13 protein-coding genes are annotated in these 13,507 nt (G+C 72.4%); 7 read left to right on the top strand and 6 right to left on the bottom strand.

Annotation, left to right across the window (positions count from 1 at the left end; translation table 11 throughout):
* Positions 1–32: 32 nt before the first annotated feature.
* Positions 33–1,073, top strand: coding sequence for an endonuclease/exonuclease/phosphatase family protein (locus CS0771_RS08700; protein ID WP_212840536.1), 1,041 nt, complete (start codon positions 33–35; stop codon positions 1,071–1,073).
* Between the two features lie 42 nt (positions 1,074–1,115).
* On the opposite strand, the gene CS0771_RS08695 is transcribed toward CS0771_RS08700, so the two are convergent.
* Positions 1,116–1,901, bottom strand: a complete 786-nt coding sequence (locus tag CS0771_RS08695; protein ID WP_212840535.1) for a DUF4230 domain-containing protein — start codon at positions 1,899–1,901, stop codon at positions 1,116–1,118.
* 175 nt (positions 1,902–2,076) lie between these two features.
* Between CS0771_RS08695 and CS0771_RS08690 the strand changes: the two genes are divergently transcribed.
* Positions 2,077–3,012 carry a CDP-alcohol phosphatidyltransferase family protein gene (locus tag CS0771_RS08690; protein ID WP_212840534.1) on the top strand — a complete coding sequence of 312 codons (936 nt, stop codon included), beginning with the start codon at positions 2,077–2,079 and terminating at the stop codon, positions 3,010–3,012.
* Between the two features lie 65 nt (positions 3,013–3,077).
* Here the strand turns inward: CS0771_RS08690 and CS0771_RS08685 are convergent, their stop codons facing one another.
* The 5 genes from CS0771_RS08685 to pdxH are packed head-to-tail and all read right to left on the bottom strand — an operon-like array spanning position 3,078 to position 6,899.
* Positions 3,078–4,238, bottom strand: a complete 1,161-nt coding sequence (locus CS0771_RS08685; RefSeq protein WP_212845705.1) for an acyl-CoA dehydrogenase family protein — start codon at positions 4,236–4,238, stop codon at positions 3,078–3,080.
* Positions 4,239–4,293: 55 nt separating this feature from the next.
* Complete coding sequence (locus CS0771_RS08680; RefSeq protein WP_203747797.1) at positions 4,294–4,587, bottom strand: type II toxin-antitoxin system VapB family antitoxin; 294 nt, start codon at positions 4,585–4,587, stop codon at positions 4,294–4,296.
* 37 nt (positions 4,588–4,624) lie between these two features.
* Complete coding sequence (locus tag CS0771_RS08675) at positions 4,625–5,284, bottom strand: nitroreductase family protein (protein WP_212840533.1); 660 nt, start codon at positions 5,282–5,284, stop codon at positions 4,625–4,627.
* A gap of 2 nt (positions 5,285–5,286) precedes the next feature.
* Positions 5,287–6,210, bottom strand: a complete 924-nt coding sequence (locus CS0771_RS08670; protein ID WP_244870685.1) for an aldose 1-epimerase family protein — start codon at positions 6,208–6,210, stop codon at positions 5,287–5,289.
* A gap of 23 nt (positions 6,211–6,233) precedes the next feature.
* Positions 6,234–6,899 carry a pyridoxamine 5'-phosphate oxidase gene (gene pdxH / locus CS0771_RS08665; protein ID WP_203748018.1) on the bottom strand — a complete coding sequence of 222 codons (666 nt, stop codon included), beginning with the start codon at positions 6,897–6,899 and terminating at the stop codon, positions 6,234–6,236.
* 259 nt (positions 6,900–7,158) lie between these two features.
* On the opposite strand from pdxH, the gene CS0771_RS08660 reads away from it, so the two are divergent.
* From CS0771_RS08660 to CS0771_RS08640, 5 genes are all read left to right on the top strand, one after another.
* Positions 7,159–8,262, top strand: a complete 1,104-nt coding sequence (locus tag CS0771_RS08660) for a citrate synthase 2 (RefSeq protein WP_212840532.1) — start codon at positions 7,159–7,161, stop codon at positions 8,260–8,262.
* A 190-nt stretch (positions 8,263–8,452) separates the two neighbouring features.
* Positions 8,453–9,577: a phosphoserine transaminase gene (serC, locus tag CS0771_RS08655; protein ID WP_212840531.1), complete on the top strand. Its 1,125-nt coding sequence runs from the start codon at positions 8,453–8,455 to the stop codon at positions 9,575–9,577.
* Positions 9,578–9,739: 162 nt separating this feature from the next.
* Complete coding sequence (locus CS0771_RS08650; RefSeq protein ID WP_212840530.1) at positions 9,740–11,125, top strand: acyltransferase; 1,386 nt, start codon at positions 9,740–9,742, stop codon at positions 11,123–11,125.
* A gap of 162 nt (positions 11,126–11,287) precedes the next feature.
* Positions 11,288–12,298, top strand: a complete 1,011-nt coding sequence (sepH, locus tag CS0771_RS08645) for a septation protein SepH (RefSeq protein WP_212840529.1) — start codon at positions 11,288–11,290, stop codon at positions 12,296–12,298.
* Positions 12,299–12,398: 100 nt separating this feature from the next.
* Entirely contained in the window at positions 12,399–13,385 is a 987-nt protein-coding gene (locus CS0771_RS08640; RefSeq protein WP_212840528.1) for an aldo/keto reductase, read from the top strand.
* The last annotated feature ends 122 nt before the right edge of the window (positions 13,386–13,507 follow it).

Here is a 13,507-nt window from a genome sequence, read left to right as displayed (position 1 = left end):
TCAGCCACGACGACTAGCCCCGAAGGATCCTCGTGCCTCCCTACCGGCAACGCAGCGGCGCGAACCCCGCTCCCCGTCCCGGCGCCCCGGCGCGGCGCCCGTCCTGGCGGGCGGTGCTCGCCGCCGGTGCGGCCGCCCTGCTGGCCGCCTGCACCTCGCCGACCCCGGAACCGGTCAAGCCCTCACCCGCGGCGCCGCCGAACATCATCGGGGTGATGTCGTTCAACGTGTGCGGCGGCCAGTGCCCGCCCACGCTGCCGACCACCCAGTGGGCCTCGACCGTCGCCGCGGTCATCGACGAGAACCGCTCCGAGGTGGTGATGCTGCAGGAGATCTGCCGATCGCAGTACCTCGCGCTCAGCGACCTGCTCGGCAAGCGGGACCGGGCGGTGGGCACGCCGTACACGTTCGCCTGGAAGCCCACGCTGACGAACAACGCCGCGTGCAAGGTCTGGGGCGAGGCGCCCAACCGCGCGGAGACCGGCTACTTCGGCAACGCGATCCTGATCCGGGGAACCGACGCGATCAAGTACCGGACCGACGTCGCGCTGCCGAACCCGTACGGCCACGAGCCCCGGTTCATGATCTGCCTGGACACCGCGTTCGAGCAGACGGTGCGCGTCTGCAACGTGCACATCGACTACCACCCGGAGTCGCGCAAGGTGCAGCTCGCGCACGTGGCCAAGCTGGTGGGCGGCTGGGCCGCGACCCGGCCGGTCGTGCTCGGCGGCGACCTGAACATCCGGCCCGACGCGCCCGAGCTGCAGGCGCTGTACTCCGCGCCGCTCGGCATGGGCCGCCTCGCCGAGGTCGACGACACGGACAAGCGCTTCTTCGGGGGCGGCTGCACGGGCGCCACCGTCCGCTGCCGCACCGGCGAGACCACGATGCGCGAGACGTCCGACACGAAGGTCAGCTACATCTTCGCCTCGGACGGGCACTTCAAGATCATGGACGGCGGCGTCGGCCGCGGCTACGCGCCGCTGAGCAGCCATCTGCCCCTGTTCGGCCTGCTGGCGGTGACCCCGCCGGCCAGCGCACCGCCGTCGGCGGCGGCGTCGGGCACGCCGTGAGCGCCGGCCGGGGCGAGCGCACCCGGCCGGCCGCCGGCCCGCTCAGTCGCCGGTGAACACCACGGTCACGCTGGTGTAGCCGAGCGAGCGGAGCATGCCCTCCAGCATCTTGCGGGTGTTCTCCTCGGCGCGGTCCACCAGCGTGCTCTTGGCGCCCGCCTCGGCCAGCTTCTGCTCGGCCACCTGCAGCGTCTCCTGCTGCCGGTTGGGGTCGCCGTTGAAGAAGTCGCCGACCCGGTTGATCAGGCCGCGCTCCTCCGCGTAGACGTAGCTGCGGTCCAGGTCGAGCTTGGGCTCGGCGAGCTGCGGGGACGGCAGGGTGATGGTGACCGACTTGCGGTCGGCCGACTCGACGATCGCGCCGTCGCCCAGCGAGCTGAAGTCGACGTACGCCTCGACGTTGCCCGACGCGACGAACAGCGTGCGCTGGTTGATCAGCCAGTCGGGGATGAACCGCCGGTCCTCCTTGAGGTCGATGATCACCTCGAAGTTGCCCTCGGCGGCCACGTACCGGCTCAGGTCCTTGATCGACAGGAGCAGGGGCGGCCCGCTGTTGTCGGTCTTCTCGACCGCGAACGGGTTGCGCCACTGCGGCAGCAGATTGGCCAGGTTGAGGCTGAACACGGCGCCGCCCAGGATCACCAGCACGAGCAGGGCGACCAGCAGCCTGCGGCCGCGGCGCGGGCGGCGCTCGGGCGCCTCGTCGAGGTCGTCGTCGTCCTCGGGGCGCTGCCGGGGCAGCGGCTCGGTGGGCTTGGCCCGGCCCGCCGCGTACTGCGGCTTGCCGACCTCGGGCAGGTTGCGAGTCGGTTCGTCAGCGGCGCCCATGGCGTCCTCCCCAAAGACCGGCCGTTACTGTGCTGACCATTGTCTTACCCCACCCCGACAACAGGGAACATGTCCGGTTCCGGCATCCTCGCCGATGATCGCCGTTCATGTTCCGTCGCTGCTGGGGTAACCTGCGAGCAGCCCCCTGTTGCGCCACACCCCCCATGGAGCACGCGTGCGCCCCTCTGTCGCCGAAATCAGGACCCGCACCTACAAGGCGCGGGACGCCTGGTGGACGGTTCTGCTGGTCGACCCGGTCGCGGTGCACCTGGTCCGGCTCATCGCGCCGTACCGGTGGATCACCCCGAACAAGATCACGACCACGGCGTTCCTCTTCGGCTGCGGCGCGGCCTACGGGTTCTCCACGCTGACCGCGACGGGCCTGCTCGTCGGAGCCCTGCTCTTCCACATCAGCTTCATCCTGGACTGCATCGACGGCAAGATCGCCCGCCTGAACGGCACCGGCTCGATGTTCGGCTCGTGGCTCGACTACGTCTTCGACCGGCTGCGCGTGCTGGCCTGCTCGCTGGCGCTGTTCATCGCCGCGTACGCGCTCACCGACAACCTGTGGTTCCTGGCGGCCGGCTTCGCGGTCAACTTCATGGACATGTTCCGCTATCTGAACGCGCTGCAGGTGTACCGGGTCAACACCGAGACCCGGGAGAAGCTCCAGGCGGCCCGGGAGGCCGCGGGCATCGCCACCGTGGTCGACCCGGACAACCCCGACGAGGCGGCCGCGAACGCCGGCGACCGCTCCATGCTGGTGCTCGGCGGCGGCGAGCAGAACAAGGCGATCAGCTCGTTCATGCGCTTCCGCACCTGGCTGCGCAACGGCCGGATCCGCCCGCACCTGGTCAGCGGTATCGAGTACCAGATGTTCGTGTTCATCGTCGGCCCGATCGTGGCCGCGCTGGCGGGCACCGTGGACGCCCTCATCTGGGTGACCGCCGCCTCCACCGGCCTGGTGCTGCTGTTCGAGCTGGCGATCATCTACATGCTGTACCGCTCGACCAAGGGCGCCAGCCGGCAGATCAAGGCGTTGCAGGCGCAGGCCGAGGCCCGCATCCCGGCCCCGCGCGCCGGCGAGCCGGCCACGGTCTCCGCGCACTGACCCCGTCCTTCGACAGCGAAGCCCTCGCCGGCGCACGGCGGGGGCTTCGCTGCGTGCAGGGCGGCTCAGCCGAAGGCGGCGAGGCCGGTGAGGCGCTGGCCCAGCACCAGCTGATGGATCTCCGAGGTGCCCTCGTAGGTGAGCACGCTCTCCAGGTTGTTGGCGTGCCGCAGCACCGGATACTCCCCGGACACGCCGTTCGCGCCGAGGATGGTGCGGCACTGCCGGGCGATCGCGATCGCCTCGCGCACGTTGTTCAGCTTGCCCGCGCTGACCATCTCCGGGCGCAGCGCGCCGCGGTCGGCGGTGCGGCCCAGGTGCAGCGCCAGCAGGAAGCCCTTCTGCAGCTCCAGCGCCATGTCGGCGAGCTTGGCCTGGGTCAGCTGGAACCCGGCGATCGGCTTGCCGAACTGGGTCCGGGTGGTGGCGTACGCCAGCGCCGTGTGCAGGCAGTCCCGCGCGGCCCCCAGCGCACCCCAGACGATGCCGTAGCGGGCCTCGGTGAGGCAGCTGAGCGGGGCGCGCAGGCCCTCCGCGCCGGGCAGCCGGGCGGAGTCCGGCACGCGCACCTCGTCGAGCACGATCTCGCCCGTGGAGCTGGCCCGCAGCGACAGCTTGCCGGTGATCTCCTTGGCGGTGAACCCCGGCGTGTCCGTCGGCACCGCGAAGCCGCGTACGCCGTCGTCGGTGCGCGCCCAGATCACCGCGACGTCGGCCACCGGCGCGTTGGTGATCCACATCTTGCCGCCGTGCAGCACCCAGCCGGCGCCGTCGCGGCGCGCGCGGGTGGCCATCGAGGCCGGGTCGGAGCCGTGGTCGGGCTCGGTGAGCCCGAAGCAGCCGATCAGCTCGCCCTTGGCCATGCCGGGCAGCCAGCGCTGCTTCTGCTCCTCGGAGCCGTACTTCCAGATCGCGTACATGGCCAGCGAGCCCTGCACGCTGACCAGCGAGCGCACGCCCGAGTCGGCCGCCTCCAGCTCCAGGCAGGCCAGCCCGTAGGCCACCGCGGAGGACCCGGCGCAGCCGTAGCCCGTCAGGTGCATGCCGAGCAGGCCGAGCGCGCCGAAGTCCCGGGCGAGTTCGCGCACCGGGGCGTGGCCGGTCTCGTACCAGCCGGCCACGTGCGGGCGTACCTTGTCGTCGACCAGGCGCCGCACCACGGCGCGGATCTCCCGCTCCTCGTCGGTGAGCAGCGAATCCAGGTCGAGCAGATCGAGCGGAAGCACCGGAGTCGTCACCGGCCCACCTTAACGGCGGCTAAGCCCGCCGGTGAAGCGGGAACTAACTGAGGACGAGGACCCGGGCGTGGATCTGGTGGCGCTGCTGCAGCGCGGCGCGCAGGGCGCGGTGCAGGCCGTCCTCCAGATAGAGCTCGCCCTGCCACTGCACGACGTGCGGGAACAGGTCGCCGTAGAAGGTCGAGTCGTCCGCCAGGACCCGGTCCAGCGCCATCTCGAGCTTGATCGTGACGAGCTGGTTGAGCGACACCTGCCGGGGCGGAATGTCCGCCCACTGCTTGAGGGTGTACCCGTGGTCCGGGTACGGCCGCCCGTCTCGCACCGCCTTGAAGATCACGCTCTGCCCTCCCCTCCTGAAACCGAGTGCGCCCAGACTAACCGTCGGTGGCGAGCACCGGCGCACCCGCCGACACCCCGCCCGTCTCCGGGGCGCCCGCCCAGCGCCCGCGATGGACCACCTCGCCGAGTGACCTGCGGCCGCGCCGCAGCGAGGCGGAGCGGTGGTCCGGCGCACGGTAGCCCACGCTCACCGCCCCGATCGGGGTGTACGCCTCCGGCACGCCGAACGCCTCCCGGAACGCCCCGAGCCGCTGCGGCGGGATGCCGAAGAAGCAGGCGCCCAGCCCCTCGTCCACCGCGGTGAGCAGCATCAGCAGCGCCGCCATGCCGGTGTCGACGTGCCAGTACGGCACCGGCCAGCGCGCCTCGTCGCGGTCCGTCCAGCCCTTGTCCGCCTCGGCGTACCGGTCCAGGTAGGCCGCCTTGTGCGACAGCGGCACCACCAGCAGCGGCGCGCTGCGCATCCCGGCCAGCCAGCGCGACGGGGCCGCGCCCGCCGGGGACGTCGCGCTCCAGAACAGCTCACGCTCGGCCGGCGTCTCCAGCACGAGGAACGCCCAGCCCTGGGCGAAGCCCGCCGACGGCGCGTGCGTGGCGTGCCGCAGGATGCGCTCGACCACCTCGGCCGGCACCGGCCGGTCGGGGTCGTAGTTGCGCACCATCCGGCGCCGCCGCACGACGTCGGCGAACTCCACGCTCAGGCCCCCAGCCGGTGCCGGATGCCCCAGGTGCCGGTCCAGGTCTCGTCCGGGGCCAGCTCGATCAGGTCGCGGCCGGAGCGCATCGCGTCGGGCGGGCAGGTCATCGGCTCGATCGCGATCGCGCGGCGGTGCCGCTCGCCGGTCAGCGTGTGCGCGGTGAACAGCTGCCACCAGTGGAACTTCTCGTCCGCCCAGACCTCCACCGCGCGGCCGTCCGGGGCGACCAGGCTGACCGCCGAGCCCCCGGCCTCGTTCCGGACCAGGTCACCGAAGGCCGTGTCCAGCTCCAGGGCGCCCAGGCGGCGCGGCTCGGTGAAGTCGAACTCGCCGCCCGCCACCTTGGCCGCGCCGATCGGCAGCATGCGGCCGTCGACCAGCAGCCGGGTGCGGGCGGGCACGGTCAGCGTCAGGTCGTCGATGGCCGCGCCCGGGACGCGCAGGTAGGGGTGGGTGCCCACGCCGAACGGCGCCGGGTCGGCCGAGCGGTTCACCGCGGTGTGGGTGACGGTCAGGCCGTCCTCGCCCAGCGCGTACTCGACCCGCAGGCTCAGCCGCCACGGGTAGCCCACCTGCGGCTCCAGGCCGCACTCCACGGTGATCGCCGCGTCGCTGCGGTCGACCACCTGCCAGGGCAGCCAGCGCACCAGGCCGTGGATCGCGTTGTGCAGCGCCACCTCGCTCAGCGGCAGCTGGTGGGCCTGCCCGCCGAAACGGTAGTGCCCGTCCCGGATGCGGTTCGGCCAGGGCATCAGCACCTGCCCGGCGCCGGCCGGGCACAGCTCGTCCGCGGCGTAGCCGTCCAGGATCTCGTTCCCGTCCACCGCGTAGCCACGCAGGCCACCACCGACCTCGACGACGGTGGCGGTCTGGGCGCCGTACGTCAGCGTCCACTGGGTGCCGGACGGGCGAAAATCAGTCACGATCCCGCACCCTACATGCTTTTCTACGGGGCGAGGCGCTCCACGATCCACCTGTCCGCGCCGGGCTCGCCGGTCCTGCGGAAACGGAGGCGATCATGCAGGCGGCTGCGCCTGCCCTGCCAGAACTCGACGGTCTCCGGCTCCACCCGCAGCCCGCCCCAGTGGTCCGGCAGCGGCACCTCCGTGTCGGCCGGGAACGACTGCTCGGCGCGGGCGTACGCCTCGTCCAGCGCCTGCCGGCCGGGCAGCACCGCGGACTGCTCGCTGGCCCACGCGCCCAGCTGCGCGCCGCGCGGGCGCTGGTGGAAGTACTCCTCGCTGACGTGCCGGTCCACCGGGGCGATCCGGCCGCAGACCACCACCTGGCGGCCCATCGGAAACCACGGGAAGAGCAGGCTGGCGTACGGGTTGGCCAGCGCCTCCCGCCCCTTGCGCGAGCCGTAGTTGGTGAAGAACACGAACCCGCGCTCGTCGTAGCCCTTGAGCAGCACCGTGCGGGAGCTGGGGCGGCCGTCCGGGGCGGCGGTCGACACGATCATCGCGTTCGGCTCGGGCAGCCCGGCGGCCACCGCCTCGGCGAACCAGCGGCCGAACTGCGTCGGCCAGTCCCCGGCGAGGTACTCCTCGACCAGCGGCTCCTCGCGTACGGCGGGGCGGTGCGGCTCGGCGGCGTCGTACTCGCGCCGCATCCGGGCCAGATCGGGGGTGGCGGGGTGCCCGGTGCTCAAGGTGTGCTCCAACTCACGTAGTCATCCTGCCGCACTGTTCGTCAGCAGCGGAAATCCTGCGGTCCACCGGCTCTGCGGGCGCGGATCGGCCGCCCGCGCCCCGCCCGCGCGGGAAGATGTGGCTTCGAGCGCGTGCGGGGCGGGTCGCCAAACCGATACCCGCGGGGCAAGATGTTGCTCGAACTGAACCTAGCCTCAGGTCACAGATCGGGAGAACGAGATGTCCGACTTCAAGCCGGGCCTGGAGGGCGTGATCGCCTTCGAGACCGAGATCGCCGAGCCCGACAAGGAGGGCGGCTCGCTGCGCTACCGGGGCGTCGACATCGAGGATCTGATCGGTCAGGTCTCCTTCGGCAACGTCTGGGCGCTGCTGGCCGACGGCAAGTTCGGCCCCGGCCTGCCCCCTGCGGAGCCGTTCCCGGTGCCGGTGCACTCCGGCGACATCCGCGTCGACGTGCAGTCCGCGGTGGCCATGCTCGCGCCGTACTGGGGCCTGGGCCAGCTGCTCGACATCTCCGACGAGCAGGCCCGCGAGGACCTGGCCCGGGTGTCGGTGACGGCGCTGTCCTTCGTCGCGCAGTCCGCCCGCGGCCTCGGTCTGCCCGCCGTGCCGCAGAAGGAGATCGACAAGGCGCAGACCATCGTCGAGCGCTTCATGAAGCGCTGGCGCGGCGAGCCCGACCCGCGGCACATCAAGGCCGTCGACGCGTACTTCATCTCCGCCGCCGAGCACGGCATGAACGCCTCCACCTTCACCGCCCGCGTCGTGGCCTCCACCGGCGCCGACGCCGCGGCCTGCATCTCCTCCGGCATCGGCGCGCTGTCCGGCCCGCTGCACGGCGGCGCCCCGTCCCGCGTGCTGCACATGATCGAGGCCGTGGAGCGCTCCGGCGACGCCGAGGGCTACGTCAAGGGCGCGCTGGACCGGGGCGAGCGGCTGATGGGCTTCGGCCACCGCGTCTACCGGGCCGAGGACCCGCGCGCCCGAGTGCTCCGCCGCACCGCCAAGGAGCTGGGCGCGGCCCGCTTCGAGGTGGCCGAGGCGCTGGAGAAGGCGGCCCTGGCCGAGCTGCGCGCCCGCCGTCCCGACCGGGTGCTGGAGACCAACGTCGAGTTCTGGTCCGCGGTCGTGCTGGACTTCGCCGAGGTCCCGGCGCACATGTTCACCTCGATGTTCACCTGCGCCCGGGTGGCCGGCTGGTCCGCGCACATCCTGGAGCAGAAGAAGCTCGGCCGCCTCGTGCGCCCGTCGGCCCGCTACGTCGGCCCCGGCACCCGCAAGCCCTCCGACGTCGAGGGCTGGGCCACCATCAGCCACAGCTGACCCGGCAGCACCACGAGGAAAGGGCGCCCGATCTCACGGGCGCCCTTTCTCGTGCGTGAGGACCGTCACGGGGAAAGGGGTGGGACGGTGCCCGGAGGTATGTCGTTGACGTGGGAGAATGCGGCATACGGCAGCGTCGCCGGACCGCTGGAAATCTCGCACGTGCTGACACGCCTTAAGGACTGATGTCATGGCCGAGACGCCGATCACCATCCCCGCCGAACTCCTGCCCGCAGACGGCCGGTTCTGCTGCGGCCCGTCCAAGGTCCGGCCTCAGGCGGTGGAGGCGCTCAGCGCGGTCGCCGGCTCCTTCCTCGGCACCTCGCACCGGCAGAAGACGGTGAAGAACCAGGTCGCGCGCTTCCGGCAGGGCCTGGCCGACTTCTTCGGCCTGCCCGAGGGCTACGAGGTGATCATCGGCAACGGCGGCACCACCGCGTTCTGGGAGGTGGCCGCGTTCTCGCTGATCAAGGACCGGGCGCAGTTCGCCACCTTCGGCGAGTTCGGCGCGAAGTTCGCCAAGGCCGTCAAGGACGCCCCGTTCCTGGGCGCGCCGACCGTCCACAAGGGCGAGCCGGGCAGCGCCGCGTTCCTGGTCGCCGAGGCGGGCGTGGACGCGTACGGCATCCCGCAGAACGAGACCTCGACCGGTGTCGCGGTGCCGGTGTCGCGGGTCGAGGGCGCCGATGCGGGCGCGCTGATCCTGCACGACGCCACCTCGGCCGCGGGCGGCCTGCCGGTCGACCTGACCCAGAGCGACGTGTACTACTTCGCCCCGCAGAAGTGCTTCGCCTCGGACGGCGGCCTGTGGATCGCGATCCTGTCCCCGGCCGCCATCGCGCGCGCCGAGGAGATCAAGGCGGGCGGCCGCTACATCCCGGCCTTCCTCGACCTGGTCACCGCGATCGAGAACTCGCGCCTGGAGCAGACCCTGAACACCCCGGCGCTGGCCACGGTGTTCCTGGCCGCCGAGCAGACCGACTGGATGAACGCGCAGGGCGGCCTGTCCTGGGCGACCCAGCGCACCGCGGAGAGCGCCGAGATCATCTACCGCTGGGCGGAGAAGTCGCCGGTGGCGACGCCGTTCGTGACCGACCCGGGGCTGCGCTCCAACGTCGTGGCCACGATCGACTTCACCGACGACGTGGACGCCGCGGTGATCGCCAAGACGCTGCGCGCCAACGGCGTGGTCGACACCGAGCCCTACCGCAAGCTCGGTCGCAACCAGCTGCGCGTCGCGCTCTACCCGGCGATCGACCCGGCCGACGTGCAGGCGCTGACCGCGAGCATCGACTACGTCATCGAGCAGCTCTGATCGGCTGACGCACGGTATGCGGCGGGGCCCGTAGGGCTCCGCCGCTTTTTGCTGCGTACCCCCGCCGGGTCGTGGTTTTTCGGCGCATAAGCGTGTAGACCGCTACAGGGCTGGGCAACTGCTACGGAGCGAGCCCGCCCGACCAGCGCAGGGGGACCCTCCGTGACCACGCAGCACGACGCGACCACGCCGCACGCCGCACGGAGTGGGCCCGTCCGGCCCGGGACCAGGGCAAACCAGCCGCCGGCCGGCACCCGCCCCGGCGCACCGGGGGCGCCGGACGGCTCGCCTCCGCGCACGGTCCGCGTGGTCGCGACGCCCGCCGAGCTGCGCGTCATCCCGGCGGCACCGCCCAGGACCCCGGCCCCGCCCACGGAGGCTCCCGGCTCGGCCCCGGTGCCCGCGGCCGTCCGTGCCGCCGCGCCCGCGCTCGCCACCGGCACCGCCGCGGCCCGGCCCGCGTCCGTGCCGGACACCGCGGCGCACGATGCGCCGAAGGGCGAGGGCCGGGGCCCGCGCGAGCCGCGACTGCTGGTCCTCGACGGGCTGCGGCTGGCCGCGGCGCTGCTGGTGGTGGCCCATCATCTGGTACGCGGACCGTGGGGCACCGAGCCCGGCGCGCTGTTCGGGCCGCTGGCCGCCGTCGCCTCCTACGGCTGGCTCGGGGTCAACTTCTTCTTCCTGATCAGCGGCTTCGTGATCTGCCTGAGCAGCTGGGGCCGCGGCCTCGGCGAGTTCGCGGTGTCCCGGGTGGTCCGGCTGTTCCCGGCGTACTGGGTGGGCGTCGTGCTGACCACGGCGGTGCTGGCCGCCTGGCCGATCCTGCGCGAGCCGCTGCCCCCGGCCGAGTCGCTGGTCAACCTGACCATGCTGCAGAGCGGGCTGGGCGTGACCGACCAGGACTGGTCGTACTGGTCGCTCGGCGCGGAGCTGCGCTTCTACCTGCTGTTCGCGGTCGTGGTGTGGCTCGGGGTGACCTACCGCCGGGTGGTCTACTTCTGCGCGCTGTGGACGCTGGTCGCCGCGTTCTCGTCCACCTGGGACCTGCGCTGGGTTGACAACCTGATCGTGCCGGAGTTCGCGCCGTACTTCGTCGCGGGCACCGCGCTGTTCCTGGTGCACCGGTTCGGCGGCAACCTGCTGCTGTGGGGGCTGGTGGGGGCGAACTGGCTGCTGGCCCTCTACCGGCTGCAGAGCTACCCCGCGCTGGAGCACTTCCACCTGAGCTGGTGGAGCGTGGCCGCGCTGGTCACCTGCTGCTTCGCGCTGATGACGGCGATCGCGCTGGGCGCGTTCGCCCGCGTGGGCGGGCGGTGGCTGGTGGTGGCGGGCGCGCTGACCTACCCGCTGTACCTGATCCATCAGGCCGCGGGGCAGACGCTCATCCGCGGACTGCGCGATCACGTGCCGCACTGGATCCTGCTCGGCGGGATCGTCGCGGTGATGCTCGGCGCGTCCTGGCTCATCCACCGCTACGTCGAGCGGCCGGCCGGAAAACGGCTCCGGACCGCCCTCAAGTCCTCCCTCGCGGAGGTCCGCAAAGGATGACGTATTACGCGCCGCGAATGTGAGCGTGTCGTCAGACTCGGCGTGGCGGGTGCGCGGGTGTGGCATCACCGCGTACGGTGTTCTCTTGGGAACGTCATACCGTGGCCGGGCACTCCCCCCGGCAGCCCTGGTATGGACCGGCACAGGGGACGGAGGCTAGCGATGCGACCCGTAAGGTTCGTCGCCCTCTCCGAAGACGGCCAGGCGCTCGTCCTCGCGGACGAGGTCGGTCGTCTGCTCGCGCTGCCCATCGACGACCGCGTCAGCTCGGCGACGCACCCGGACCGCGGCTCCGGCCCGCACACGATGACCATCACCGCGGCGCCGTTCGACCACGCCACCGTGCTGTCCCCGCGCGACATCCAGTCGCGGATCCGCTCCGGTGAGAGCGCCGAGGACGTCGCCCGCATTGCGGGCGTGCCGGTGGATCGGGTGTTGCGCTACGCCGGCCCGGTGCTGCAGGAGCGGGCCATGCTGGCCCAGCACGCGCGCCGGACCCGGCTGAAGACGTCCGACAAGGGCGCGACCCTCGCCGACGTGGTGGACGGCCGGCTGGCCCAGCACGGCATCGACACGGAGAAGATCTCCTGGGACGCGTACCGGCGCGACGACGGCACCTGGCGCGTGGTCGCCACCTGGCCGTCGGGCAAGGCCACCGCGCAGGCGATCTGGGAGCTGGACCGCAACCGGCAGTCCGTGTCCCCGCACGACGACATGGCGCAGTACCTGTGCGCCGAGCGGCCGACCCAGATCCTGGGCCAGGACCCGACCGCGGGCCAGACCCCGGCGCCCAGCCGCAGCGGGCACGGCCTGCCGACCCCGTCGGACGCCACGCGCCGGCCCGGCCGCGACCCGATCCGGGCCGGGCGCGACGCGCTCGTCGCCGCGCTGGACCGGCCCCTGGGCAGCGGCCCCGGCCGCGGCCTCGACGTGCCCTCGGACACGCCGCGGCAGCGTCCCGCCAGCGCCGTCATCGGCGGCCAGGGCAGCGCCTTCGACGAGGACGCCGACGCGCCGAAGGAAGTGCCCGCGGTGCCGTCGCTGGCCGTGCTGCGCCCGCGCCGCCAGGCCACCGACACCACCGCCGCCGGCAACGCCGAGAAGCCGCGCAAGCGCCTGCCCAGCTGGGACGACGTGCTCTTCGGCGGCGCACCCGCGGCCCGCGAGAACTGACCGCCGACTACGCGAGCGAAGCTCCCGCCGTGCTGTTCCGACAGCCCCGCGGGAGCTTTGTTCATCTATCCCGGTGATCGGCGGGATAGGGTCGGGACTCATGGAGTTCACCACTTTGGGCCGTACCGGCCTGACCGTCAGCAGGCTCTGCCTGGGCACCATGAACTTCGGTCCCCAGACGTCCGCAGCGGACAGTCACGCGATCATGGACCGCGCGCTGGAGCACGGGATCAACTTCTTCGACACCGCCGACGTGTACGGCTGGAAGCTCGGCGAGGGCGTCACCGAGCACATCATCGGCGACTGGTTCGCGCAGGGCGGCAGCCGCCGCGACAAGGTCGTGCTGGCCACCAAGGTGTACGGCAAGATGGGCGACTGGCCCAACGAGCAGGGCCTGTCCGCCCGGCACATCGTCAAGGCCGCCGACGCCTCGCTGCGCCGCCTGCAGACCGACTACATCGACCTCTACCAGATGCACCACGTGGACCGTAAGACGCCGTGGGACGAGATCTGGCAGGCGATGGAGACGCTGGTCGCGCAGGGCAAGGTGCTCTACGTCGGCTCGTCCAACTTCGCCGGCTGGCACATCGCCGCCGCTCAGGAGGCCGCCCGCCGCCGCCACTTCCTCGGCCTGGTGGCCGAGCAGTGCATCTACAACCTGATGACCCGGCATGTTGAGCTGGAGGTCGTCCCGGCGGCGCAGCAGTACGGCGTCGGGATCATCCCGTGGTCGCCGCTGCACGGCGGCCTGCTCGCCGGCGTGCTGCGCAAGCTCAAGGACGGCACGGCGGCGCGGGGCGCCGAGGGCCGCGCCAGCGACGCGCTGGCCGAGCACCGCGGCACCATCGAGGCGTACGAGAAGCTGTGCGAGTCCCTCGGCGCCGACCCCGCCGACGTAGCCCTGGCCTGGCTCCTGTCCCGCCCCGGCGTCACCGCCCCCATCATCGGCCCCCGCACCGCCGACCAGCTCGACCGCACCCTCGGCGCCCTCACCGTCACCCTCGACGACGACACCCTGACCCGCCTCGACGAGCTCTTCCCTCCCGTCGGCAAGGGCGGCCCCGGCCCGGAGGCCTGGGCCTGGTAACCCCCTGAGGCGTCGATCTTGCGTGAACTGTGGGGACGACACGCACCATCCCGGCAAAAAGGCAACAGTTCGCGCAAGATCGACGCCCCAACCCGTGCGGCGCCCGCCCGGCGCGGTGGGTG

The sequence above is a fragment of the Catellatospora sp. IY07-71 genome (genome assembly GCF_018326265.1).
Classification (GTDB): Bacteria; Actinomycetota; Actinomycetes; order Mycobacteriales; family Micromonosporaceae; genus Catellatospora.
This window is presented reverse-complemented; position numbering and strand designations above follow the sequence as displayed.